17 protein-coding genes are annotated in these 24974 nt (G+C 43.6%); 14 read left to right on the forward strand and 3 right to left on the reverse strand.

Features of this window, described 5'->3' with window-relative positions; translation table 11 throughout:
• Positions 1–3 precede the first annotated feature (3 nt).
• Entirely contained in the window at positions 4–1800 is a 1797-nt protein-coding gene (locus FIU99_RS07855) for an ABC transporter ATP-binding protein (protein WP_006962134.1), read from the reverse strand.
• An 88-nt stretch (positions 1801–1888) separates the two neighbouring features.
• On the opposite strand from FIU99_RS07855, the gene FIU99_RS07860 reads away from it, so the two are divergent.
• The 14 genes from FIU99_RS07860 to rmf all read left to right on the forward strand — a co-directional run bounded on the left by FIU99_RS07860 (position 1889) and on the right by rmf (position 22564).
• Positions 1889–2362 carry a GAF domain-containing protein gene (locus FIU99_RS07860; RefSeq protein WP_006962135.1) on the forward strand — a complete coding sequence of 158 codons (474 nt, stop codon included), beginning with the start codon at positions 1889–1891 and terminating at the stop codon, positions 2360–2362.
• 98 nt (positions 2363–2460) lie between these two features.
• Entirely contained in the window at positions 2461–3090 is a 630-nt protein-coding gene (gene proQ, locus FIU99_RS07865) for an RNA chaperone ProQ (RefSeq protein ID WP_006962136.1), read from the forward strand.
• Positions 3091–3107: 17 nt separating this feature from the next.
• Positions 3108–5102, forward strand: a complete 1995-nt coding sequence (prc, locus tag FIU99_RS07870) for a carboxy terminal-processing peptidase (RefSeq protein WP_006962137.1) — start codon at positions 3108–3110, stop codon at positions 5100–5102.
• 139 nt (positions 5103–5241) lie between these two features.
• Entirely contained in the window at positions 5242–5904 is a 663-nt protein-coding gene (locus tag FIU99_RS07875; RefSeq protein ID WP_006962138.1) for a hypothetical protein, read from the forward strand.
• Positions 5905–6131: 227 nt separating this feature from the next.
• Positions 6132–8738, forward strand: a complete 2607-nt coding sequence (gene pepN / locus FIU99_RS07880) for an aminopeptidase N (protein WP_006962139.1) — start codon at positions 6132–6134, stop codon at positions 8736–8738.
• 96 nt (positions 8739–8834) lie between these two features.
• Complete coding sequence (locus FIU99_RS07885; protein ID WP_006962140.1) at positions 8835–9053, forward strand: DUF2835 domain-containing protein; 219 nt, start codon at positions 8835–8837, stop codon at positions 9051–9053.
• A 188-nt stretch (positions 9054–9241) separates the two neighbouring features.
• Positions 9242–14083 (forward strand): NAD-glutamate dehydrogenase, encoded by a 4842-nt coding sequence (locus FIU99_RS07890; RefSeq protein WP_006962141.1) that lies wholly within the window; start codon positions 9242–9244, stop codon positions 14081–14083.
• Positions 14084–14168: 85 nt separating this feature from the next.
• A complete protein-coding gene (gene pyrD, locus FIU99_RS07895) occupies positions 14169–15179 on the forward strand; it encodes a quinone-dependent dihydroorotate dehydrogenase (RefSeq protein ID WP_006962142.1) in 1011 nt (336 codons plus the stop codon).
• Between the two features lie 175 nt (positions 15180–15354).
• Positions 15355–15906 (forward strand): cell division protein ZapC, encoded by a 552-nt coding sequence (locus tag FIU99_RS07900; RefSeq protein WP_039952378.1) that lies wholly within the window; start codon positions 15355–15357, stop codon positions 15904–15906.
• Positions 15907–16368: 462 nt separating this feature from the next.
• Positions 16369–18492, forward strand: a complete 2124-nt coding sequence (rlmKL, locus tag FIU99_RS07905; protein ID WP_006962144.1) for a bifunctional 23S rRNA (guanine(2069)-N(7))-methyltransferase RlmK/23S rRNA (guanine(2445)-N(2))-methyltransferase RlmL — start codon at positions 16369–16371, stop codon at positions 18490–18492.
• A gap of 10 nt (positions 18493–18502) precedes the next feature.
• Positions 18503–18745, forward strand: coding sequence for a glutaredoxin family protein (locus FIU99_RS07910; RefSeq protein WP_080555958.1), 243 nt, complete (start codon positions 18503–18505; stop codon positions 18743–18745).
• Entirely contained in the window at positions 18723–20639 is a 1917-nt protein-coding gene (locus FIU99_RS07915; RefSeq protein WP_006962146.1) for an ABC transporter ATP-binding protein, read from the forward strand. Before FIU99_RS07910 ends, FIU99_RS07915 begins: the two co-directional genes overlap by 23 nt.
• Positions 20640–20645: 6 nt before the next feature.
• Complete coding sequence (locus tag FIU99_RS07920) at positions 20646–22226, forward strand: DUF3466 family protein (RefSeq protein WP_006962149.1); 1581 nt, start codon at positions 20646–20648, stop codon at positions 22224–22226.
• A gap of 164 nt (positions 22227–22390) precedes the next feature.
• Positions 22391–22564 (forward strand): ribosome modulation factor, encoded by a 174-nt coding sequence (rmf, locus tag FIU99_RS07925; protein WP_006962151.1) that lies wholly within the window; start codon positions 22391–22393, stop codon positions 22562–22564.
• Between the two features lie 142 nt (positions 22565–22706).
• On the opposite strand, the gene fabA is transcribed toward rmf, so the two are convergent.
• Together fabA and FIU99_RS07935 are read right to left on the reverse strand one after the other, a co-directional pair.
• Positions 22707–23225, reverse strand: coding sequence for a bifunctional 3-hydroxydecanoyl-ACP dehydratase/trans-2-decenoyl-ACP isomerase (gene fabA, locus FIU99_RS07930; protein WP_004743352.1), 519 nt, complete (start codon positions 23223–23225; stop codon positions 22707–22709).
• Between the two features lie 91 nt (positions 23226–23316).
• A complete protein-coding gene (locus FIU99_RS07935) occupies positions 23317–24960 on the reverse strand; it encodes a Lon protease family protein (RefSeq protein ID WP_006962154.1) in 1644 nt (547 codons plus the stop codon).
• Positions 24961–24974 lie beyond the last annotated feature (14 nt).

Below are 24974 nucleotides of genomic sequence, written 5' to 3' on the forward strand. Positions count from 1 at the left end.
ATCTCAGGCGTGCGACTGAACGCTTCCATAAAGCGTTTGGTATAAACCTTCTTGTTTAACCAACTCAACATGAGTGCCTGCCTGTGTTACTTGTCCATCTTCTAAAACGTAGATCAAATCAGCCTGTTTAACGGCAGACAGTCGATGAGCAACGATTAAGGTTGTACGCCCATTCAAAAATTCTGTCAGCGCTTTATGCAGTGCTGCTTCGGTCGCCGTATCTAACGCAGACGTTGCTTCATCGAGAATGACAAACTTAGGATCGCTAAGAACCATTCTTGCAATAGCAAGTCGCTGCCTTTGGCCGCCGGACAATCGAATGCCGTTTCGGCCAATTTGTGTATTTAAACCGTCACTTAACTGACTTATGACATCCTGCATTTGAGCAATTTCAAGCGCTCGCCATAATTGCAAATCGTCATAGTCAGAGCCGAGCGTCAGATTATGCCTTAAACTGTCATTGAATAGTATAGGTTGTTGTAATACAACGGCAATTTGATCTCGTATTACGTCATAACTGATATCATCTGTTGTCTCACCATTGAAACGAATGATACCTGAATCCTGTCGATATACACCAATGAGCAACTGGATGAGCGTCGATTTTCCGCCACCACTTGCACCAACCAATGCAACTTTCTTTCCAGCCGGAATATTCAAGTTTAGATTATTCAGTACTTTACTTTCTTCATTATAAGAAAAATCAATGTTTTCAATATTGACGTCGACTTCTCTGTCCGTTGTAAACGGGTTGATTTTACTTACTGGGCGGTGTTCTTCTTCCAAGTCGAGTAGGGCGTTGATACGACCCAGTGCCGCTTTTGCGCTGTACCAAGAAAACTGAATACCAAGTAGCTCTTGCACTGGGCCCAACATAAACCATAGGTAGCCAAAGACAGCAAATATTTGACCGATAGTTAAGTCACTGAACAAGACCATTAACATGGCAACAGCACGGAACAACTCAAAACCAAGCAGGAATAGAAGAAAAGAGACTCGCCCAGCGGCTTCGGATTGCCACGCGTATTTATCAGCGTCTACACGGACCTGGTTGGCCTGTTGCTTTAATTCACTAAGAAATTCCCGCTCGCGATTGGCTGCACGTAGTTGGTAGATGCCGTCTAAGGTTTCAACAAGACGATTTTGGAATCGCTCAAAAGATTGGTTCTCGCGTTTTTTAAGATGTTTTACTTTATTGCCCAGCTTTCGAGAGAAGTAAATAACAATAGGATTGACCAAAAGGATGAATAAGCCGAGACGCCACTCCAACCAAAGTAGAACACCAGCTGTACCGATGACCGTTAGCAAACTAATGAGGAATTTACTGAGAGTGGTACCAATGAACTGGTCAATGGTTTCTACATCGGTAATCAAGTGAGCATTGATACCACCACTTCCACGCGTTTCGTATTGTCTGATACTGATGCGACCTAATTTGTCGATCATCTTGCTGCGCATCTGATACGTGATCGTTTTGGATACGAGAGTAAACTGACGTCCCTGCAGGATATTTAAAACTTGGCTCACGGTTCGCATCAGAACGACGAGAAGCAGGGTAAGGAATATATAGCCGGTTGGTGTCTGCATTGAAACAGGCAACACTTTATCCATTAACTCAAGGCCCGTTGCAGGCTTATCAAGCAGGACTTCATCGACCATTAAAGGCATTAAAAGAGGGATAGGTACACTGACGAGTGTTGCGAAAAGCGCGATGATGTTGGCGAGAACAAGTTTTGACTTGTGCTTTTTTACTTGAGTTATCAGCCAAGAACGGCTAATAGTGTTGGGGTTATCAGACATTATAATGAGAATGCTTACTATTTAGAGTTTACGGACGATTGTACGTTGATTCATGATGGAAGTCTCTAATTTTCAAATGGAAGTCAATATGAAAATAGAACATTACCACCGCTTAACCAAGCAAGCTGTTGCACTTTTAGAGTCAGAAAAAGACCTTATCGCCAATTTGTCGAACCTAAGTGCTCTTTTAAATATGGAGCTTGAGGAACTTAATTGGGTGGGTTTCTATCTAATGAAAGAAGGGGAACTAGTTCTTGGTCCATTTCAGGGGCAACCTGCGTGCGTGAGAATTCCTGTTGGTCGTGGTGTATGTGGAACAGCCGTGGCAACCAATACGGTGCAACGTGTTTACGACGTTCATCAGTTTGAAGGACATATCGCGTGCGATGCCGCCAGTAATTCCGAGATCGTCATTCCATTTAGCATTAATGGCCAAATTGTTGGTGTACTCGATATTGACAGCCCAAAAGTGGGACGATTTAGTGAAATAGATGAAGAAGGTTTGACGTTTTTGATGAGCGAAGTGGAAAAGCTGTTTAATTCACACGCTATCAGTGCATAATTTCCATATTGAGTGTGGTTTTTCGCTTGCAGGTCACTATAATACCTGAAATATTTATCTTAATGCTCGCGGACAAGCCGCACTAACCAGGACTCCTCATGGAAAACACTGAAAAGTTAAAAAACAGCAAAGAAGTGATTGCATATATTGCTGAATGTTTCCCTAAGTGCTTTACTTTAGAAGGTGAAGCAAAACCACTTAAAATTGGTATTTTTCAAGATCTTGCGGAACGTCTAAGCGACGATCCAAAAGTGAGTAAAACTCAGCTTCGTGCAGCGTTAAGACAATACACTTCTTCATGGCGTTACCTACACGGTGTTAAGCCGGGTGCGACTCGTGTTGACCTAGATGGCAACTCAGCAGGTGATCTGGAAGAAGAGCATGTTGAACACGCAAAAACAGCGCTAGCTGAAAGCAAGGCTAAAGTGCAAGCTCGTCGTAAAGAGCAAGCTCAAAAAGCTCGTGAAGAAGGTAAAGCGAAAGCTAAACCGGCTAACAAAAAGCCACAAAGCCGTCGCCCACAACAAAACAAAGCACAGAAAGCCAGCAAGCCAGTAGAAACGCGCGCTCTGAATGCTGATGAAATTACAATCGGTAATCAAGTAAACGTAAATATGGGCAAAGGAAACATGGCTGCGACTATCGTTGAAATCAATAAGGAAGATGTGCGTGTTCAACTGTCTAACGGCCTGCAAATGGTTGTGAAAGCGGAGCACCTGCGCGCATAAAGGAGATACTCCTACGCATGAAATGCCGTTCAAAATTGTCGCTGATTGCTGCTAGCCTCTGGCTGGCAGCTTCGTCAGCAAACGCTCTTGAAGCGAAAATTACTCTCGAAGACTTACCCGTCTTAGCTCCCGAAGCCCAACATGCGACAGCAAGTAAACGCGTTACCTCACGCTTCACTCGTTCTCACTACAAACACTTCACACTCAACGATCAATTCTCTCAGGCGATATTCCAACGCTATGTTGAGTCTCTTGATTTCAATCGTAACGTTTTCACGCAAGCCGATATCGACTCTTTTAATAAGTGGGCGGCTGGTATCGATGACCAGCTAAAGTCTGGTGACAACCAGATTGCTTTTGATATTTACAACTTGTCGATGAAGCGCCGCTACGAGCGATTTGTCTATGCACTGTCTTTGCTTGATAAGGAAATGAAGTTTGATACTGATGAAAGTATTGAGCTCGACCGAAGTGAAGCGGCTTGGCCAAAAGATACGGCGGAGTTGGATGAACTTTGGAGAAAGCGTGTTAAATATGATGCGCTGAACCTCAAACTGACCGGTAAAGATTGGGAAGAGATCAAAGACGTCTTAGGCAAGCGTTATAACAATGCTTTGAAACGTCTGAGTCAAACTCACAATGAAGATGCATTCCAACTGTACATGAATGCGTTTGCCCGTGAAGTGGATCCGCACACCAGCTATCTATCACCGAGAAGTGCTGATCAATTCCAGACGGAAATGAACCTTTCACTGGAAGGTATTGGTGCTGTGCTTCAAATGACAGACGATTACACTGTAATTCGCTCATTGGTCGCTGGTGGCCCTGCATCTAAGAGTAAGCAATTAGCTGAAGGTGATCGCATTATTGGTGTCGGCCAAGACGGTGAAGATATTGTTGATGTAATCGGCTGGCGACTGGATGATGTCGTTCAGTTGATTAAAGGCCCGAAAGGGACCAAGGTTAATCTGCAAATCTTGCCTGAAGGTAAAGATGCGAAAGCGGAAGTCATCACTATTGTTCGAGATAAAATTCGTCTTGAAGACCGCGCTGTTAAATCTGAAGTCATTGAAAAAGATGGTAAGAAGATTGGCGTATTGGAAGTACCAAGTTTTTACGTTGGTCTTGCAAAAGATACGGATAAGCTGATTACTGATCTGAAAGGCCAAGGTGTTGATGGCATTATTGTTGACCTGCGTAACAATGGTGGCGGCGCGCTGACAGAAGCGACGGCTCTATCCGGTCTCTTTATTACTAGTGGACCGGTGGTTCAAGTTCGTGACAGTTATGGTCGGGTCAACGTAAATAGTGATACCGACGGCAAGATCAGCTACGACGGTCCGATGACGGTATTGATTAACCGCTACAGTGCATCGGCTTCAGAAATCTTCGCTGCTGCTATGCAGGACTATGGCCGCGCGATTATTCTCGGTGAAAACTCTTTTGGTAAAGGGACGGTTCAGCAACACCGTTCGTTAAATCATATCTATGATTTATTCGATAAGGAGTTAGGTTACGTTCAATACACGATTCAGAAGTTTTATCGTATCGATGGTGGCAGTACGCAAAATAAAGGTGTTGCGCCTGACATTGCTTACCCAACACCAATTGAGCCTAGCGAAACTGGTGAAAGTGTTGAAGATAATGCGCTGCCTTGGGATAGCATTGATAAAGCAAAATATGAAGTGTTACAGCGTAACGAAAAGCTGATCACTAAGCTTAATGGCGAGCATCAAGCTAGAATCGCTAACGATCTGGAATTCCAGTTTATTGCTGAAGATATCGAAAAGTATAAAGCTGAGAAGGACGATAACTCACTATCTCTTAACGAAAAAGTTCGCAAAGAGGAAAGTGATAAGGCGGATGACGATCGCTTAGCTCGTATCAATCTGAGACAAAAATCTCACGGAGAGAAAGCATTTGAATCTCTCGATGATGTGCCAAAAGACTACGAAGCTCCAGATGCCTATCTAGATGAATCCGTAGCTATCATGGTTGATATGCTTAAGTAGCTGAAAATAAAGGAAATAAAAAGCGAGCCAATTAACGGCTCGCTTTTTTTATATCAATAATTAACGTGATGTAGATCAAAAAATTTCGCTTAATCAGATTTCGACTCCTAAGCTTAAAGAAAAGAGTGAGGGGTGCGCTATGAGATGGATTGGAATTCTACTGACTTGTTTTAGCGTTTCTGTGTTCGCGAGTGAAACCAGAGATAACAGCGATTTAACTCAATTCGACCAGCCATTCCTGCTCGGTGACTGGTATTTGGTTAACCCAAATCCTGAGCAATCTGAAGAGAATTTTTTAGCCATCAAACTTAGCCTCGACTCCAACTATAGCTTCAAGATCGACATTCAAAAACGCGATTACTCGGTCGATCACTGGGAGGGACTTTACGCCGCGAATGAAGATACATTGATTCTCGGTTTGAATACCTCTGAACCGCAAATTTACAATTACAGCAGTAATCACAATATGTTGAATCTCAACGGTGTGGTGTTTACAAAAGCTTTATCCAACGCACTTGCCGGTATGTGGTCAAGTGCTCAGTTGAGTGGACATGAAATGGTAGCCAGTGAAGTGCAGCGGATGGATTTGATTTTGCAACCTGACTTCGTATTTATGTTTAGAGTGAGTAACGAAGAAGGCGACGAAGCAATCCATAAAGGTGTGTACTACACCGAAGGAGAGCATTTGGTGCTGCTCTATGAAAATGGTGAGCATGAAACAAGGTACAGCTTGAACAGCGATATTCTCACTCTGGAAATGGAAGAAGGAGCACTCTACGCCGTGCTGAACCGGGTCAGGTGACATAACATTTAACAAATATAGGTGAGTATTTAGACGTATAGTTTGAACTTATTCGCCACAGTAGGGTAAAAGCGAGGTATTTAGACATAATACCTCGTTTTTTTAATTGTCTGGGGTTAAGCTAGCTCAAAATAAAATTATCAGCGTTTGCAAATAACAACCTATTCAATAAGTGTCTCGAATAGACACAAGCACAATGTATTACATCTAGTCAGAAGGATTTCGACATGGCTCAAACACCTCAAGCCAAATATCGCAAAGATTATACCTCACCATCCCATACTATTTCAGACATCGACTTAACTTTCGATCTCCATGATACCACGACAATCGTAACGGCGGTTTCTCAAGTTAAGCAGCTAAAAGATGACACAACGCTTCAATTGGAAGGTGAAAGCCTTAAGCTGATTAGTGTCTCTGTTAACGGTGAGGCTTGGACAAGGTTTGAAGAAAAGGAAGGTGCGCTAGAGATTTCCGCACTACCTGAAGCGTTCGAACTGAAAATCGTCACTGAAATTAATCCCGAAGAAAACACGGCTTTGGAAGGTTTGTATAAATCTGGCGGCGCTTTCTGTACTCAATGTGAAGCGGAAGGTTTCCGTCGAATTACTTATTACATGGATCGCCCAGATGTATTAGCGAAATACACAACAAAAGTGATCGCAGACAAAGCGGCTTATCCATTCCTATTGAGCAACGGTAACCGTATTGCAGAAGGAGATTTGGAAGGTGGCCGTCACTGGGTTCAGTGGCAAGATCCGCATCCTAAGCCTGCGTATCTATTTGCACTGGTTGCTGGGGATTTTGATGTCCTTCGTGATAAGTATGTGACTAAATCTGGTCGTGATGTGGCGTTAGAAATCTTTGTCGATAAAGGCAACCTCGATCGAGCGCCTCATGCAATGACGTCTCTTATCAACTCAATGAAGTGGGATGAAGAGCGCTTTGGTCTAGAGTATGACCTTGATATCTATATGATTGTTGCGGTTGATTTCTTCAACATGGGCGCAATGGAAAACAAAGGTCTTAACATCTTTAACTCTAAATTTGTTTTGGCTAATGATCAAACGGCAACAGATACTGACTACCTAGGTATCGAAGCGGTTATTGGCCACGAGTATTTTCACAACTGGACAGGCAACCGAGTTACTTGTCGAGACTGGTTCCAATTGAGCCTGAAAGAAGGCCTTACTGTATTCCGTGATCAAGAATTTTCATCGGACTTGGGCTCTAGAGCTGTGAATCGTATTAACAACGTACGAATTATTCGTGGTCCACAATTCGCAGAAGATGCAAGCCCTATGTCACATCCAATTCGTCCTGAAAAAGTGATAGAAATGAACAACTTCTATACTTTAACGGTATACGAAAAGGGCAGTGAAGTTATCCGAATGATGCATACACTGCTGGGAGAAGAAGGTTTCCAGAAGGGTATGAAGCTCTACTTTGAGCGTCATGATGGCACGGCGGCAACCTGTGAAGATTTTGTCGCGGCTATGGAAGATGCATCAGGTGTTGACCTGAAACAATTCCGCCTATGGTACAGCCAGTCAGGTACACCAACGGTATCCGTTACAAGTGAGTATGATTCAGCGGCACAAACGTATTCGCTGACGGTTTCTCAACGTACTGAACCGACTCATGAGCAGCAAGAAAAGCAGCCGCTTCATATTCCATTTGATGTTGAGTTGTACGCGGAAAACGGTGATGTCATTGAGTTACAATGTAACGGTGAAAAAGTCGATAATGTTCTTAACGTTACCGAAGCGGAGCAAACCTTCGTGTTCGAAAACGTATCTGAGCAACCAGTACCATCCTTGCTACGTGAGTTCTCTGCACCAGTTGTTCTGGAGTACGATTACAGCGATGAAGAACTAATTTTCCTGATGGTGCATGCGCGTAACGAATTTGCTCGTTGGGACTCTGGTCAAATGCTGTTAGCAAAATACATTCGTAGTAATGTTGAAGCAGTGCAAAACGGTCAAAATGTCGAACTGTCTCCTGCGCTGATTGATGCCTTCCGAGGTGTCTTATTATCAGACAAGCTTGAGCCAGCATTTATTGCTGAGATGATGGCATTGCCAAACCATAACGAAGTATCCGGCTGGTACAAACAAGTGGATGTTGATGCCGTTGCTAAAGTGCTTAAATCTATCAAAGTGAAGCTGGCTGCTGAGCTTGAAGATGAGTTTAGCGCGCTTTATCACAGCTTGAAGCAGGCTGAATACACGATCGATCACGCAGCGATCGGTAAGCGCTCTTTGCGTAACACCGCTTTAGCTTATCTAGCGCACACAGAACAAGGCAATGAGTTAGCAGAGAAGCAGTATTTCGGTGCAAACAACATGACAGACACCATTGCCGCAATGAGTGCCGCGAATAGTGCGCAACTTGCATGCCGCGAAACACTGATGTCAGACTACAGTGATAAGTGGAAACATGATGGCCTGGTTATGGACAAGTGGTTTGCGCTGCAGGGTACTAACCCGGCACATAATGTCTTGGATGTAATCAAGAATACGATGAGTCATGAAGCGTTCAGTTTGAAAAACCCGAACCGAACTCGTAGCCTCGTTGGATCTTTCCTGAATATGAACCCAGTGCGGTTCCACGCTAAGTCAGGTGAGGGCTACAAGTTCGCTGGTGAGATTCTAAAAGAGCTGAACAGCAGTAACCCGCAAGTCGCTTCGCGCCTGATTGATCCATTGCTTAAGTTCCGTAAATACGATGAAGAGCGCCAAGCACTAATTAAAGCAGAGCTTGAAGCTCTCAAATCGATGGATAACTTAGCAAAAGACCTATTTGAGAAGGTTAACAAAGCTCTGGAAGCCTAATCGCTGAGCGAAACAGTAGCACTTTATAGTGCTACTGTTTATTTATACAGTGTTTTTATGCGCGTGATAAAATCGTTACTTCTTTAATCAAAGAAAATGAATCAGTACTACTTTTCACTCAACATCTCTTATCAATCTTTTCTCGCTCATTACAATGGTGCGGCGAGCAACGTTCTAGTGGTGACAGACAATGGTTTACGCCTACAATTGCCTGCATCAAGATTCAGACCTTTTCTTAGTCAAATTGGCCTTAAGGGGCGTTTTCGTTTAACAACTGACCAAAATAACAAGTTTCTTAAGTTAGAAGTTCTGTGAGCAACTGATTTTATAGGAGTTTAAATAGTGCCTTAGTCACATTATCGAACATTTCACCTCCTACCACTCCTAAAAGAATTAACTATTTATCAATAAAGCTTTTACAATAAAGCGGCATTACCCGTGTTAAGCACTATGCTTACAACATCCCCCAAAAATATATACAATTCTAATTGTGGAGTGTGATTATGACCGCGCGTGAAACTCTGATGCCGGTTCTGCTTGAAAAGGTCTACAAACTGATTCAAGACAAACTCGAGCTTGCTCATCAACCCTTAGTCACTCAACTTGCTCAGCATTTATTCAATAACATATCTCAAGACGACCTAGTCGAACGAAACGAATCTGATTTATATGGCGCCGTAGTCAGCCTTTGGCACCATATTAATGAGAAAAAAGCAGATGATGTATCGGTCCGAGTTTTTAACCCGACCGTTAGCCGTCAAGGATGGCAATCCACACACACCATTGTAGAAATCGTCGTTCCTGACAGTCCTTTCCTTGTTGACTCGGTAAAAATGGCACTTAGCCGTTTAGACTTAGCTTCTCACCTTATGCTTCATGGCCCTACACAGATTGAACGCAATAAAAAAGGTGAAATTACCAGTATCAATGAAGGTGAAGGCGTACTTCAGTCGTTATTCCATGTTGAAGTTGACCGCTTGAGCGCGAAAGAGACGATGAGCTCTCTAAAAGAAGAGCTACTTAAAATCCTGACTGATACTGCTTTAGTGGTTCAAGACTGGTTACTGATGGTTGAAAAACTGGAAGAAGTAACTAATCAAGTTGAAGCGCAAGAAGGTAAGGTAGAAGTAGAACGCGATCGTTACGAGGAGACGATCAAGTTTCTGCGTTGGTTAGGTGATCACAACTTCACATTCATGGGCTACAAAGAATACGATCTCGTCAATGTTGACGGTGATACTGAACTTCGCCCAACGGCGGATAAAGGCCTAGGACTATTTGGCAATCGTAATCGTGTGCGTAGTGTGAAGCTTTCTGACTTCCCTGACTCTGCACGTCTGGAAGCGAAGAAGCCATTCTTGCTCATCATGACTAAAGGCAATACACCTTCACGCATTCACCGCCCGGCTTATACCGATTACATCGGTATCAAGAAATTTGATAAAGACGGCAAAGTTGTCGGTGAGCACCGTTTCACTGGCCTTTATACCTCCGCTGTTTACAACCAGAGTGTCGAAAGCATTCCGCTAATTCGTGAAAAAGTTGAACGTATTCTTGCCGCAAGTGGCTATCGTGAAGGTTCGTACTCTTATAAAGCATTGCATAATATTCTTGAAAACTACCCTCGCGATGAACTGCTTCAAGCGAAAGAAGAAGAACTTCTTGAAGTGGGTATGGGTGTGGTGCAGATGCAAGACCGCGATATGCTTCGCCTGTTTGTTCGTAAAGACCCGTTTGGTCGTTTCTTCAGCTGTATGGTGTACGTAACGAAAGATCGTTATAACACAGAGCTTCGTCGTCAGACTCAGCGAATCCTAAAACAATATTTTGGCTGTGACAAAGAAGTCGAGTTTACAACTTACTTCTCTGAGAGCCCACTAGCCCGAACTCATTACATTGTTCGTGTTGATAACAACAACATGGACGTAGACGTTAAAACGATTGAGCAAAACTTAATGGAAGCATCTTCAACTTGGGATGATCGCCTGTCTGACGCGATTGTTGCGAACTTCGGTGAAAGTAAAGGTCTGCCTTTATCGAAAGAGTACCTACGTGCATTCCCTCGTTCGTACAAAGAAGATGTCATGCCTGGTTCTGCAGTAGCAGACATTGAACGTCTTGAAGCACTTAGCGATGACAACAAACTAGGTATGTTGTTCTATCGTCCACAAGAGCTGGGTTCAGATTCAAAATCAGTTCGCCTGAAACTTTACCATCGAGATGAACCCATTCACCTTTCAGACGTGATGCCAATGTTGGAAAACTTGGGTCTGCGAGTTATTGGTGAGTCACCTTATGAAGTTCGTAAAGCGGACGGCCAGGTGTATTGGATCCTCGACTTCTCAATGCTTCATAAGAGCGAAAAGACTGTTGATCTTCGTGAAGCTCGTGATCGTTTCCAACAAGCATTTGCCGCAATTTGGGCTGGTGAACTGGAGAGCGATGGTTTCAACCGCCTAGTACTTGGTGCTTCATTGACGGGTCGTGAAATTTCGATTCTTCGTGCCTACGCGCGATACATGCGTCAGGTGGGTTTCCCGTTCAGTCAACAATACATTGAAGAAACGCTAAGCCATTATCCGGAACTAGCGAAAGGTTTGGTTGAATTATTTGCTAAGCGTTTTGATCCTAAATTTAAGGGCAGTCAGAAAGGCCAGACTGAACTGACTAATAAGATCACAGAGCAACTCGATCATGTAGAAAGCTTGGATGATGATCGTATCATCCGTCGCTATGTCGAAATGATCAGTGCAACGCTGCGTACTAACTACTATCAGCTAGACGCAAATAAGCAGAATAAACCTTGGCTATCGTTGAAGATGAAGCCGAGCGACATTCCAGAAATTCCTCAGCCAGTTCCTGCATTTGAGATCTTTGTATATGCACCGGATATCGAAGGTGTTCACCTACGTGGTGGTAAAGTAGCTCGTGGTGGTCTTCGTTGGTCAGATCGTCAAGAAGACTTCCGTACCGAAATCTTAGGTCTGGTAAAAGCACAGCAAGTTAAGAACACGGTTATTGTTCCGGTTGGTGCAAAAGGCGGCTTTGTTTGTAAGCGTCAGCATACTCTAAGTGGTCGTGATGAGATCTTTGCTGAAGGTCAACGTTGTTACAAACGCTTTATTCGCGCACTTCTAGACGTATCAGACAACATTATCGAAGGGGAAGTGATTCCGCCGAAGAGTGTTGTTCGCCATGATGAAGATGACCCTTATTTGGTTGTTGCGGCAGATAAAGGTACAGCGACATTCTCTGATTTAGCGAACTCTGTATCTGATGAATACAACTTCTGGCTAGGTGATGCTTTTGCTTCTGGTGGTTCGAACGGTTACGACCACAAAGCAATGGGTATTACAGCGAAAGGTGGTTGGGAATCAGTAAAACGTCATTTCCGCGAAATGGGTATTAACTGTCAGACTACAGATTTCACTGCTATCGGTGTTGGTGATATGGCTGGTGACGTATTTGGTAACGGTATGCTGCTGTCTAAGCATATTCGTCTACAGGCTGCGTTTAACCACATGCATATCTTCATCGATCCAAACCCAGATTCAGCGAAGAGTTGGAAAGAGCGTGATCGTCTATTTAAGTTACCTCGTTCAAGCTGGGAAGATTACAACACTAAGCTAATTTCTAAAGGCGGCGGTATCTTCTCTCGTCGAGCGAAGTCGATTGCTCTGACACCAGAAATCCAGAAGATGATCGGCACTAAGAAAGCGTCACTGGCACCAAACGACCTCATCAAGATGCTGCTTAAGATGGAAGTTGATCTTCTATGGAATGGTGGTATTGGTACCTACGTAAAAGCGTCAAACGAAACGCACACTGATGTGGGCGACCGTGCCAACGATGTTTTGCGTATTGACGGACGTGACCTACGTGCAAAAGTTGTCGGTGAAGGTGGTAACTTGGGTATGACTCAACTGGGTCGTATCGAGTATGCTTTGACTGGCGGCCGCGTAAACACGGACTTTGTTGATAACGTTGGTGGCGTGGATTGTTCTGATAACGAAGTTAACATTAAGATCTTCCTCAATGGCTTGGTAGCCAATGGCGATCTAACAGTTAAGCAGCGTAATAAGATCCTTGAGTCCATGGAAGATGAAGTGGGTGAGATTGTTCTTGATGACGCTTACTGCCAGTCTGAATCTATCTCTGTGACTGAACAGCAGGGTACGTCTCTCGTGAAAGAGCAGATTCGCTTTATTCACGATTTAGAGAAAGCGGGTCACCTAGACCGTGCACTTGAATACATCCCAGATGATGAAACGTTACTTGAGCGTGAAAAGCTAGGTAAAGCATTGACTCGCCCTGAATTATCAGTGCTAGTTGCTTATGGCAAGATGGTTCTGAAAGAAGAGCTGGTTCACGATGACATTGCTAACGATGATTACCATGCACAGCAACTAGTCAATTACTTCCCAACTGAGTTACGCCGTAACTATTCGCAGCAAATGGATAATCATCCACTGCGTGCTGAGATTATTGCAACAGCGCTTGCAAATCAGATGGTTAACGAAATGGGTTGTAACTATGTGACGCGTCTACAAGAAGAGACGGGCGCACATGTTGTTGATATAGCAAATGCTTACGCAGCGTCACGTGAAATCTTCGGTTTAGGTGATGTGCTTAAGTCACTGCGCGAGCTCGACAACGAAGCGTCAACCGAAGCGCAGTACGATATGATGTTCTATGTTCGTCGAACGTTACGCCGCCTGTCTCGCTGGTTGTTACGCAACCGCAATGGTCGCCAATGCGTGAAAGCACTGATCGAACTTTACCAAGGTGATGTTGAAACGATCAAAGCTAAACTCGATGATATGCTGGTTCCATCTGAAGTCGAAGAGCATAACGAAATGGCTCAAGCGTGGATTGAGCAGGGTATTAGTCCTGAAATTGCTAATTATGTTGCACGTTTGTCTAGCCTATACTCAGTACTGGATATTTCCACAGTGTCTCGAGAAAAGGGCAAATCAGTAGAGCAAAGCGCTAAGTTGTACTACAACTTAGGTGATCGTTTGTCTCTTCACTGGTTCTTGAAACAGATCAATGGTCAGGCTGTCGACAACCATTGGCAGGCTCTGGCAAGAGCGGCATTCCGCGAAGATCTTGATTGGCAGCAACGTCAGCTAACAGGTCAGGTATTAAGTTGCAGCTGTGCGCCAGAAGATCTCGATGTGATGAAAGCTCTGGACGATTGGATCGAAAATAATGAAATTTCACTCCATCGTTGGGAAAACATCCTTAATGAGTTCAAAGTCGGTTCAGTACATGAATTTGCTAAGTTCTCTGTAGCTTTACGTGAATTGATGCTGCTTAACTTAAACTGTTCAGCTAACGAGTAATCGACACATATTTCGTTGAATTATTCGGTAAAACAGTAAATAATACAGCCCCGTTTATACGGGGCTTTTTTCTATCGGAGGCACAATGCTTTACCGTCTAGCCAGAACTGGCTTTTTCCAACTTGATGCCGAAAAGGCACATGATCTCGCAATTCAAAACTTCAAACGTTTCACCGGTACTCCTCTCGATCTTCTTTATCGTCAACAACTTCCTAATCGTCCAGTCGAATGTATGGGCATGACTTTCCGTAACCCTGTTGGCTTAGCTGCGGGTTTGGACAAAAACGGTGAATGTATTGAAGCGTTCGACGCAATGGGCTTTGGTTTTGTTGAAGTCGGGACGGTAACACCGAGACCTCAAGCCGGTAACGATAAGCCGCGCCTTTTCCGTTTAGTAGAAGCAGAAGGCATTATCAACCGAATGGGCTTTAACAACTTAGGTGTTGATAATCTGGTTAATAACGTAAAGAAAGCCAACTTCGATTGTGTGCTTGGTATCAATATCGGTAAGAACAAAGATACACCGATTGAAAAGGGGGCCGAAGACTATCTGATCTGTATGGAAAAAGTGTATGAGCATGCAGGCTACATCGCCGTGAATATCTCATCACCAAATACTCCAGGATTACGCTCACTTCAGTACGGTGAAGCATTGGATGAACTGTTGTCTGAATTAAAAGTGAAGCAGGCCGAGTTAGCTGAGAAGCATAATAAGTATGTACCACTTGCACTAAAGATCGCTCCGGATCTTAGTGATGATGAGATCAGCCAGATCTGTGAGTCTTTATTGAAGAACAGCATTGATGGCGTGATTGCGACAAATACAACATTGGATCGCAGTGTTGTTGAAGGAATGAAGCATGCCAATGAAGCGGGTGGGTTGAGTGGCCGTCCGGTTCAATCTCGAAGCACCGAAGTTGTTCGTCGTTTACATGAAGAGTTGGGAGAGCAAATTCCGGTCATCGGGGTAGGTGGTATTGACTCATACGTTGCAGCGAAAGAGAAAATGATGGCTGGTGCACAACTTGTCCAAGTTTACTCTGGTTTTATCTATCATGGACCAACGCTGGTGAGAGATATTGTTAAAAACCTATGATGGCTTTGGTGACGCTGTCACATGAACATGAAGCTTGAATTTACTCAGTTTCTGAAGAGGGGATGATTTATCATTTCCTCTTTTTTTTTGCTTATTAGCGAATAGAATTTCAGTAAATGTATGGGAAGGTAATTTAGTGTTTTACCTGAATTGACTTTTACACGAGATTGGAATGATGCTTAAACCGAGTGACAAATGGACTTGGTACTATGATGACACAGAGCAGCACCTGATGCTGGATCTGGGTGATGATATGGTATTCAAGACAAATCTTTCCAAAAAGTTGATTGTAGATTGCGCAATCGGTGTTAACGAATTCTCCGTTGACGACGCATCTGCTTACCAGACATACAAAGAGCAAATTGCTCATCTAGACCTTTCAGAGCCTCGTCAGGCTGAATTAGCACTCTATTGTGTTGCGGCAAAGCGCTTTCATAAGCCAGTCCAGCCCAAGAGCTGGTTCTTCGATTGCATCTCTGATGGCTTAAATGCGCCTGTGGAAGGCGATTTTGTCCAATTATCGAACAGCTACAGTGATGGTTACTTCCTAGTTCTAGAAGTAGGAGACAACTCTAGCTTATGCGCCTCTATTAATTTGGAAGCGTTCGTTCTTAATGGAACCAAATCTTTGGGATTTGGCCAGGCGATTAAAGTCATGCACGATCGCATGTCGAGCGCCAATCATATTCTCTCTGGCCAGACACAACCTATGGCTCTGGTCAGCTAACAATTCGTTCCTTTGTTTCATTTCCCTGTCGGCCTTCGAGCCGACTTTTTTTTTGCTTAAAAGAACCTTCAATTGAGACTTGCGGTAGGGGATAACGTGAGTCATCCATAATTTTTCGATTTATCTATCAATAAAATATTCCCACTTCTGATACTTCTACGCTCTTCATTTAACCTTTTATTCCCCAATTAGCTATTTTTTGTAATTAAATTACGCAAAATAAACATCTTGGTATAGTCCAGTTTTGATGTAAATAAGTATTCACTACCGACTTAAGCCTTAACTTACTGTACAAAGTTGTGTTAGCTCCAAACTTAAGTTTGAAATTAAATGATCCGCATGAATATGCTGATGTTTTGTTCAATTGAATGTACTGAGGGAGAGATAAAGGTGGATTGAGCTAACGTAATTGATGTGAGACAGGTATAATGAAGGGTCATTTATCAAGAATTTAAGAACACTATGCATCAATATCTTGCGGTTACGTCCAACGGTTTGGAAAACTTGTTGGTTGAAGAGTTAACTAAGCTAGGGATCGCTAATGCCAAACCTGTTCAAGCAGGGGTACGCTTTAAAGCATCAAATGAGCAAATTTATCGTTGTTGCTTATGGAGCCGCTTAGCGTCGCGTTTCGTCCGTGTACTATCTGAGTTCACTTGTAACGATGATATGGATCTCTATCTAGCAACGTCTTCCGTGAACTGGGTCAATCAATTCCATAGTTCGAAGATGTTTTTTGTTGATTTCAATGGTACTAACCGTGAAATCCGCAATAGCCAGTACGGCGCAATGAAAGTGAAAGATGCCGTAGTGGATAGTTTCGAGAAAAAGAACTTGCCAAGACCGTCGATCAGTAAAGATCGTGCAGATCTTCGCATCCATGTTCGTCTACATCGTGATAAAGCGATTCTTGGTGTGGATATGGTGGGGGGCGGCCTACACCAACGCGGTTATCGACCTGAATCTGGTCGTGCGCCACTTCGAGAAACTTTAGCTGCTGCCATTATTCTACGTAGTGGCTGGAGCGCTGATAAGCCGCTGTTAGACCCTATGTGTGGCTCTGGCACGCTTTTGATTGAAGCGGCCATGATGGCGGCAAACATGGCGCCTGGCGTGAATCGTGAGAAATGGGGCTTTGAGTCACTAGAAGACTTTGAACCTGAACTTTGGGCTGAGATTAAATCGGAAGCGGCAGTACAGGCGAGAAGGGGCGTCAAAAAAGTTGACACTAAGTTTTTCGGCTTTGATAACGACGCGCGAGTGCTTAAAACCGCAAAGGACAACGCGCGTCGAGCAGGTGTTGATTCCCTGATTGAATTTAACCTTGGTGATGCAGCGCAAGTTAAGCGCCCTCAAGAGTTTGAAGCAGGTGTTATTGTTTCAAACCCGCCATACGGTGAGCGTTTAGGTACTCATCCTGGTTTGATTGCTCTGTACACGGCATTTGGTGCTCAACTGAAATCTGAATTCGGTGGCTGCCAAGCGTCTATTTTCTCTAGTTCTGATGAGCTTTTAAGCTGTTTACGCATGCGTGCAGATAAACAGTTCAAACTGAATAATGGTGCGTTACCTTGTCACCAGAAGAATTACTCGATTAGTGATCGTCCGGTAGAAAATAAAGGTGACAATGTCACTGAATCGGTGATCGCACCTGATTTTTCTAACCGCTTGAAGAAAAATATTGCCAAAATTGGTAAATGGGCGCGTAAAGAAGAACTCGATTGTTATCGAATTTATGACGCAGACTTACCTGAGTACAATGTTGCGATTGATGTGTATCTCGATCACCTTGTTATCCAAGAATACGCGGCGCCTAAAAACATCCCTGAAGAAAAAGCAAAACGTCGTTTGACGGATATCATTCGTGCAGCGATTCAAGTGACGGGCACGGAAGCAAACAAGGTTGTCCTTAAAGTCCGTGAGAAGCAAAAGGGCCGCTCACAGTATCAGAAGCTCTCCCAAGAATCTGAAACCATGCATGTTAACGAATATGGCGTTAAGTTGATCGTTAATCTGCACGATTACCTCGATACAGGGCTGTTCCTTGATCATAAGATTACTCGTCGCAAGCTTGGTGAAATGGCCAAAGGTAAAGATTTCTTAAACTTGTTTGCTTACACGGGCTCGGGCACTGTTCATGCCGCTTGTGGTGGTGCTAAATCGACGACGACAGTGGACATGTCAAATACCTATCTCGAATGGGCGAAAGAAAACATGAAGCTCAACGGGCAAGTAGGACGTCAGCATAGATTCGAGCAAGCTGATTGCCTTCAGTGGCTCGAACGCTCAACGGCACAATTTGATCTTATCTTTATTGATCCGCCTACATTCTCCAACTCTAAGCGTATGGAACAAAGCTTTGATGTACAGCGAGACCATATTCAGTTAATGAAGAATCTCAAGCGCTTGCTTCGTAATGGCGGCACGATAGTGTTCTCAAACAATAAGCGTCACTTCAAAATGGATATGGACGGTTTGGATGAACTTGGTTTAGTTGCGAAGAATATTTCGCACCAAACTCTTCCAATGGATTTTTCTCGTAATAAACACATTCATAACTGTTGGGTTTTGACTCACAAGGAATAGTAGGTCACAGGTGATCACTTTATACAGCACAGAAGGGTGCCATCTATGTGAGATGGCATTTAACCTTACAAAACAGCTCAATATTTCTCATCAGGTCGAGATTGTCGATATCGCTTTCGACGATGAATTGTTTTCTCGTTACGGTGTCACCATCCCGGTGCTCAATTATCAAGGTAACGAGCTTAATTGGCCGTTTGATTTACAACAATTACAGCTTTGGTTAAACGAAAATGGCATTACTAACAATAAATAACGGATTACTGGCTTATGGCGATCATCCTCTTCTAGACAATGCAGATTTTGCGTTGCAAGAGAATGAACGTGTTTGTTTGGTTGGTAGAAACGGCGCGGGTAAATCCACGTTAATGAAAGTGCTTGCCGGTGAGGTGGTGCTTGATGATGGAAAACTAACGGTTACCCAAGATGTTGTCGTTTCACGCTTGGAGCAAGATCCACCACGCAATCAGGAAGGCACAGTGTTTGATTACGTTGCTGGTGGACTAGCAGAAATCGGCGAGCACTTGAAGATCTATCAAGATCAGCTCGATCTGATTGCGGTCGATCCATCAGAGCAAAACATCAATAAGCTTGCACGTATCCAAGAGAACCTCGAACACTCTGGTGCGTGGCGCTTTGAAGACCGTATCAAGAACGTGCTCGCAGCGCTTAAGCTCGATGGTCACACCAAACTGACCGACCTTTCTGGTGGTTGGCAGCGTAAAGCAGCACTTGCAAGAGCACTGGTACGCGATCCAGATGTGTTATTACTTGATGAACCAACTAACCACCTTGATGTCACAACGATTGAATGGCTGGAGAATTTCCTCAAAGATTTTCGTGGTTCGATTATCTTCATTTCTCACGATCGTGCCTTTATCAAATCTATGGCGACGCGCATTGTCGACCTTGATCGCGGCAAACTTGCTTCGTTCTCAGGCAACTACGATAACTACCTAGTCGATAAAGAAGAGATGCTAAGAGTCGAAGAGATGCAAAATGCAGAATTCGATAAAAAGCTCGCTCAAGAAGAAGTTTGGATTCGTCAAGGCATTAAGGCTCGTCGTACACGTAACGAAGGACGTGTACGTGCGCTTAAGAAGCTACGAGAAGAGCGAAGCGATCGCCGTGAAGTACAGGGCAAAGCGAATATCCAGATTGATGATGCGTCACGCTCAGGCAAGATTGTCTTCGAAGCGACGAATATCAATTATGACATTGAAGGTAAGTCGATTGTTAAGGATTTCTCTTTCAATATCATGCGTGGTGACCGTATCGCACTGATTGGCCCAAATGGATGTGGTAAGAGTACTTTATTAAAATTACTACTTGGCGATATCGTACCAGACTCAGGGCGACTTCATTGTGGTACTAAACTCGAAGTCGCTTATTTCGATCAATATCGCGAAATCTTAGATCCTGAGAAATCTGTTATCGATAACTTGGCGGATGGTAAACAAGAAGTGATGGTCGGTGGACGCCAACGCCACGCACTTAGCTACTTGCAAGACTTTTTGTTTGCACCTAAGCGAGCTCGTACACCGGTAAAAGCGTTGTCGGGCGGTGAAAAAAATAGACTTTTACTGGCACGTATCTTCTTAAAAGCTAACAACTTATTAGTTCTCGATGAACCGACCAACGATTTAGATATCGAAACGTTGGAACTTTTGGAAGATTTGCTTGCCAATTATCAGGGTACGTTGTTGCTTGTCAGCCACGATCGCCAGTTTGTTGACAACACTGTGACAACTAGCTGGATTTTCGAGGGCGAAGGTGAAATCGAAGAGTTTGTCGGTGGCTACCACGATGCCCAGCAGCAACGTGAACAAACGAAGAAAGCTCGTGCGGTTGAAAAACCAATTAAAGCTGAGAAACAGGTTGAGGAATCTCCCAAAACAGCGCCAGTAAAGAGTAAGCCTAAGAAGTTATCCTATAAACTGCAGCGTGAACTTGAAGTGCTGCCGGCAAAACTCGAAGAATTGGAAGCTGAGATAGAATCAATGCAAGAGCAGGTGAACAACCCTGACTTTTTCTCTCAGCCAGTAGAGCAGACACAACCGATTTTAGATAAGCTTTCTGCGGTAGAGCAGGAACTTGAAGTTGCTTTCGAACGCTGGGAAGAGCTCGAAGCAATGCAACAGGAAAGTTAACAAACAATGAGTAGTAAAATCTTTAAACTATCGTCCATTACATTAGCCGTAGCCGCTTCTTTTGGGGCGCACGCCGCAATATATAATGTTTATGATTACCAACCGGTGGTCAATGGTAATGCCAAAACATATGGCGTAGCTATCGAGCCTGGAAGCACGGATTGTTGGGGAAATGCCTGTACTCAGACGACTTCGCAAATTGCTTATGAAGAAAAGTTGTATTACGAAGGTTTTAACTATCGAGATGAAGCACCGTTTCGCTACGAGTTTGGTTATGATCTATTAGAAGAGGGTTATGATGGTTTTACTAGCTACTGTGGTAGCTATTTAGGCTACAATAGTACTCTTTGCGATGATTGGGCTACAGATCAATATACCAACGGATATGCTCGAGAAAGCTCTACTGTAAACAATTCAATGGCGTATATTGAAAGTGGATCATCTCAAGTCCAGAGCGCTGAAAATAATGTGATTGTAAATAGTTTTGCGTCTGGCACTGGAGATGCGATCGGTACTTATTATGGTGGAAGTCTGAAAAACCGCACCGTTGCATATTCGGACACATCACTAGATTCGACTGGTTATGATCAGAGCAAAGTGTGGGCTAAATCCGGCAGTCTTTATGTAGGTAGCGTTTCTAAGCAGTCAACCAACAATACGAACGACTATTATTCTTATGGAGCTGTTTGGAACGGTAGTACTTTAAAACGTATAAATTGGGTTTCAGATGTAGGTGAAGATGGACGCAGCATGCCACAAGGGAGTGCACGTGATCTGGCTGATGTATCAGGTACCACATATGCTGTAGGTTACAACTCTGATTCAGATGAAAAGCCGGTCGCCGCTGTCTTTAATTTGACTGACTTGGATAGCATATCAACTAGCTTTGTGAGCCGATTCCAAAATGAAAGTAATTATCTTAACTCTATTCTGACTTCGATAAATACCAATGGTATTGCGATAGGTGAAGTCAAGTATGCGACGCCATTAAATGGTGCTTATGCAAACAGTCTGTTTTACATAACAGACCCTGCTAATCCCAATAGTAGTTACAGTGAATTCTCCGGCTCAATATTCTTCTCTGGCGCAAATGGTAAAGCCGGTGCTATCAATAATAACGACGAGGCTGTCGGGGCGATAGACAACCAAACCCATCAGGAAAGCGGTGGTGGTAAGCCTAGATCTCAAAGAGCATTCATTGCGCCATTAAGCTCAAATGCGAAAGCTCCTCTGAATAACAGAGCTTGGTACTTAGATGATCTTACAAATGATGGTAGTAGCTCATCGACAAACAACCAATTTCGTATTATAGATGCGACGGACATTAACGATTCGGGTGTAATTTCGGGCACTGCTCTTTATTGTTCAGGTGGATATGAAACTACGGCTATTGATTCAAAATGTAATGGTGGTATAGACGGCTCAGAAAAGATCGTCGCAGTTAAACTTGTTCCTATTAATGGTGCAACGGCTTCTGACATCCAAGCTCGCCCTGTAACTCAAGAAGACAAAGTTGATCGCCAAGGTGGTTCACTGGGCTTCCTAGCTCTGACTCTACTTGGTTTCTTAGGGTTCCGTAGAAAATAGGTTAAATTTTAATCTAGGGCACAGGTTCACATTTTTGGATCTGTGCCTTTTTTATACCTTGAGAAAGGCGGATTTTTGATCGATTCTTAATTGTGGAGTCATAAAAGCTCCACAAAAAGTTAATAGTAGTACGTTAGAAAAACTTTATGTATGAGGACGACACTATGAAGAGACAAAAGCGTGACCGCTTAGAAAGAGCTCAGTCTCAAGGCTATAAAGCAGGCTTAAACGGCCGCTCAACGGACTCATGTCCTTACCAACAGATGGATGCTCGATCTTATTGGCTCGGTGGTTGGCGCGATGCCAGGGAAGACAAACACTCTGGTCTCTACAAATAAAAGACTCAATCCACATACGACATAAGGAACAAACAAAAGCCCCAGCAATTGGGGTTTTTGTTTAGTTGCTTAACGCACTATAACTAAATATTTTGATGACAAAAAAGCGACTCAAGAGAGTCGCTTTTAAAAGTATTTCAAATTAGAAAGCAGACGTGTCTTGGAACAAGCCAACTTTAAGATCTTTCGCTACGTAGATCTCTTTTCCATCAACAAGTACACGACCGTCAGCTAGGCCCATAACAAGCTTGCGATTTACAACACGCTTCATATGAATCTCATATGTGACTTTCTTCGCTGTCGGTAGAATTTGACCCGTGAACTTCACTTCGCCAACACCAAGAGCACGGCCTTTACCTTTACCGCCAACCCAGCCAAGGAAGAAGCCCACTAGCTGCCACATTGCGTCAAGGCCTAGACAGCCAGGCATTACTGGGTCACCAGGGAAGTGGCAATCAAAGAACCATAGATCTGGAGTAATATCGAGTTCTGCTAGAATCAGACCTTTACCGAAATCACCTTCAGTTTCAGACATCTTAGTCACGCGATCCATCATCAGCATGTTTGGTGCTGGAAGCTGAGGGTAGCCTGGGCCAAATAGTTCGCCTTGGCTTGAAGCTAGTAGATCTTCGCGGTTATAAGAATCACGTTTGTTTTGCATTATCAATTACTCCAAATTTTGATAGCAGCATGTTAGTGAACACGTGTACGCCAAACAACTCCGATCAGTCTAAATGTGACTAATCTTTGTTCTAAGAGAACCAGTTTTTGATGCGCTCCACAAATCCTTGAGGAAGTTCATGTTTTTCAAAGTTTTCAATTCGTTCTGCGATCTTATGAATCACGCTTGTTTCATCATCGCCGCGGAAAGGCTTGCCCATAATGATGGGGATTGCTTCATCAACGGTTTCGACAGACCAGATGTGAAACTCATCATTTTTAATGCTTTCTACTACATCTTTATGAAGGGCTAAGTGTTTTAGATTCGTTTTAGGGAGGATGACGCCTTGTTTACCTGTAAAGCCTTGGTGCTTACAAACACGATAGAAACCTTCAATTTTCTCATTTAGGCCACCAACTGCTTGAACGCGACCAAATTGATCTACCGCACCAGTGACTGCGATCTGTTGATTAATTGGATATTCAGATAGGGCACTCACAAAAGAGCACAATTCCGCGAGTGTGGCGCTGTCGCCATCAACCTCACAATAGGACTGTTCAAATACAACTGAAGCCGAATAAGGCAACGGCTCATCCAATTGAAGCGCGCTTGAGACAAATGCTTGCATGATCATCATGCCTTTTGCATGGAGGTTACCACCTAGCTCAGCTTTCCGTTCCACATCGGAAATATCGCCATCACCAAAATGGATAACACATGAAATACGTGCTGGTTCACCATATGAAAGCGGGTGTCCGGAAACATCAATGACAGTTAAACCATTAACCTGGCCAACGCATTCACCTTGAGTTTCAATTATTACCTGGCCATCTAATATGTCTGATAAGGCGCGCTCGGGTAGGTAAGACTCACGCTGGTACTTTGCATCTAATGCCTTATCTAGTGCACTCTCATCAATGACTTGCTCATTGGCATGAAGTGAAGCCTCTTGAAATATTGATAGGTACCACAAAGGCTCGATCGGCATATAGCGCTGATCTTCAGTGTACCTAGCTCCTGCAACCATTAATCTATGAATTGCCTCAGAAGAGAGAGTTGGCAGGCGGTGTTCTTTTAACAGAGACGACAAGTAACCCAAATACAGTTCGATGGATTGTTCACTTAACGTGATTTCGTGCTCTATCTCTGTATAAGAAGCTAAGCCAGTATAAAGTTCATCGTCCATGTATTCTAGGTCAGCGATCTGATCTCTGTCGCCAACGACAACGAGTTTTACGTCATAAGAGTTGCTTGGAATATCGTTAGCAATATTACGTGGTGTCGTATTGATTGGGCTAACACTCTCACCTAGAAAAACCGACTTGAATACAGGCCAACTGCTTGGGTTAGCGAGAAGCATATTAGCGGAAACGATCAAGAATCCACCATCAGCTTTGGCTAACAATCCTTTCTTGTGCGCGATAATTTCGCCAGATTTATTACACGAATAGGTACCAAGAAGTTCGTTTATGTTGATGCTTTCTGTGGAAATGACGTTACTGTCAGAAACGAAAGATAAACTACGCTTAACATTAGAACGGTAGAAAGCGTTATCTGGCGAGTTTACAACGAGAATTCTGGCGAAACCTTTGATAGCAGCAAAGGTAGATAAGGCTTGTTTTAATCGAGGCTGAACGTCGAGAAAACCTACATCGGGTAGGCTTTCAAATCTCGATATTACATCGTCATAACTTGTGTATTGTGGAGTGACTGCACGCCAGCTTTCTTGGATCATTAACAGTATTCATG

Origin of the sequence: Vibrio sp. THAF64 (assembly GCF_009363455.1) — a bacterium.
In the GTDB taxonomy this organism is placed as follows: domain Bacteria; phylum Pseudomonadota; class Gammaproteobacteria; order Enterobacterales; family Vibrionaceae; genus Vibrio; species Vibrio coralliilyticus.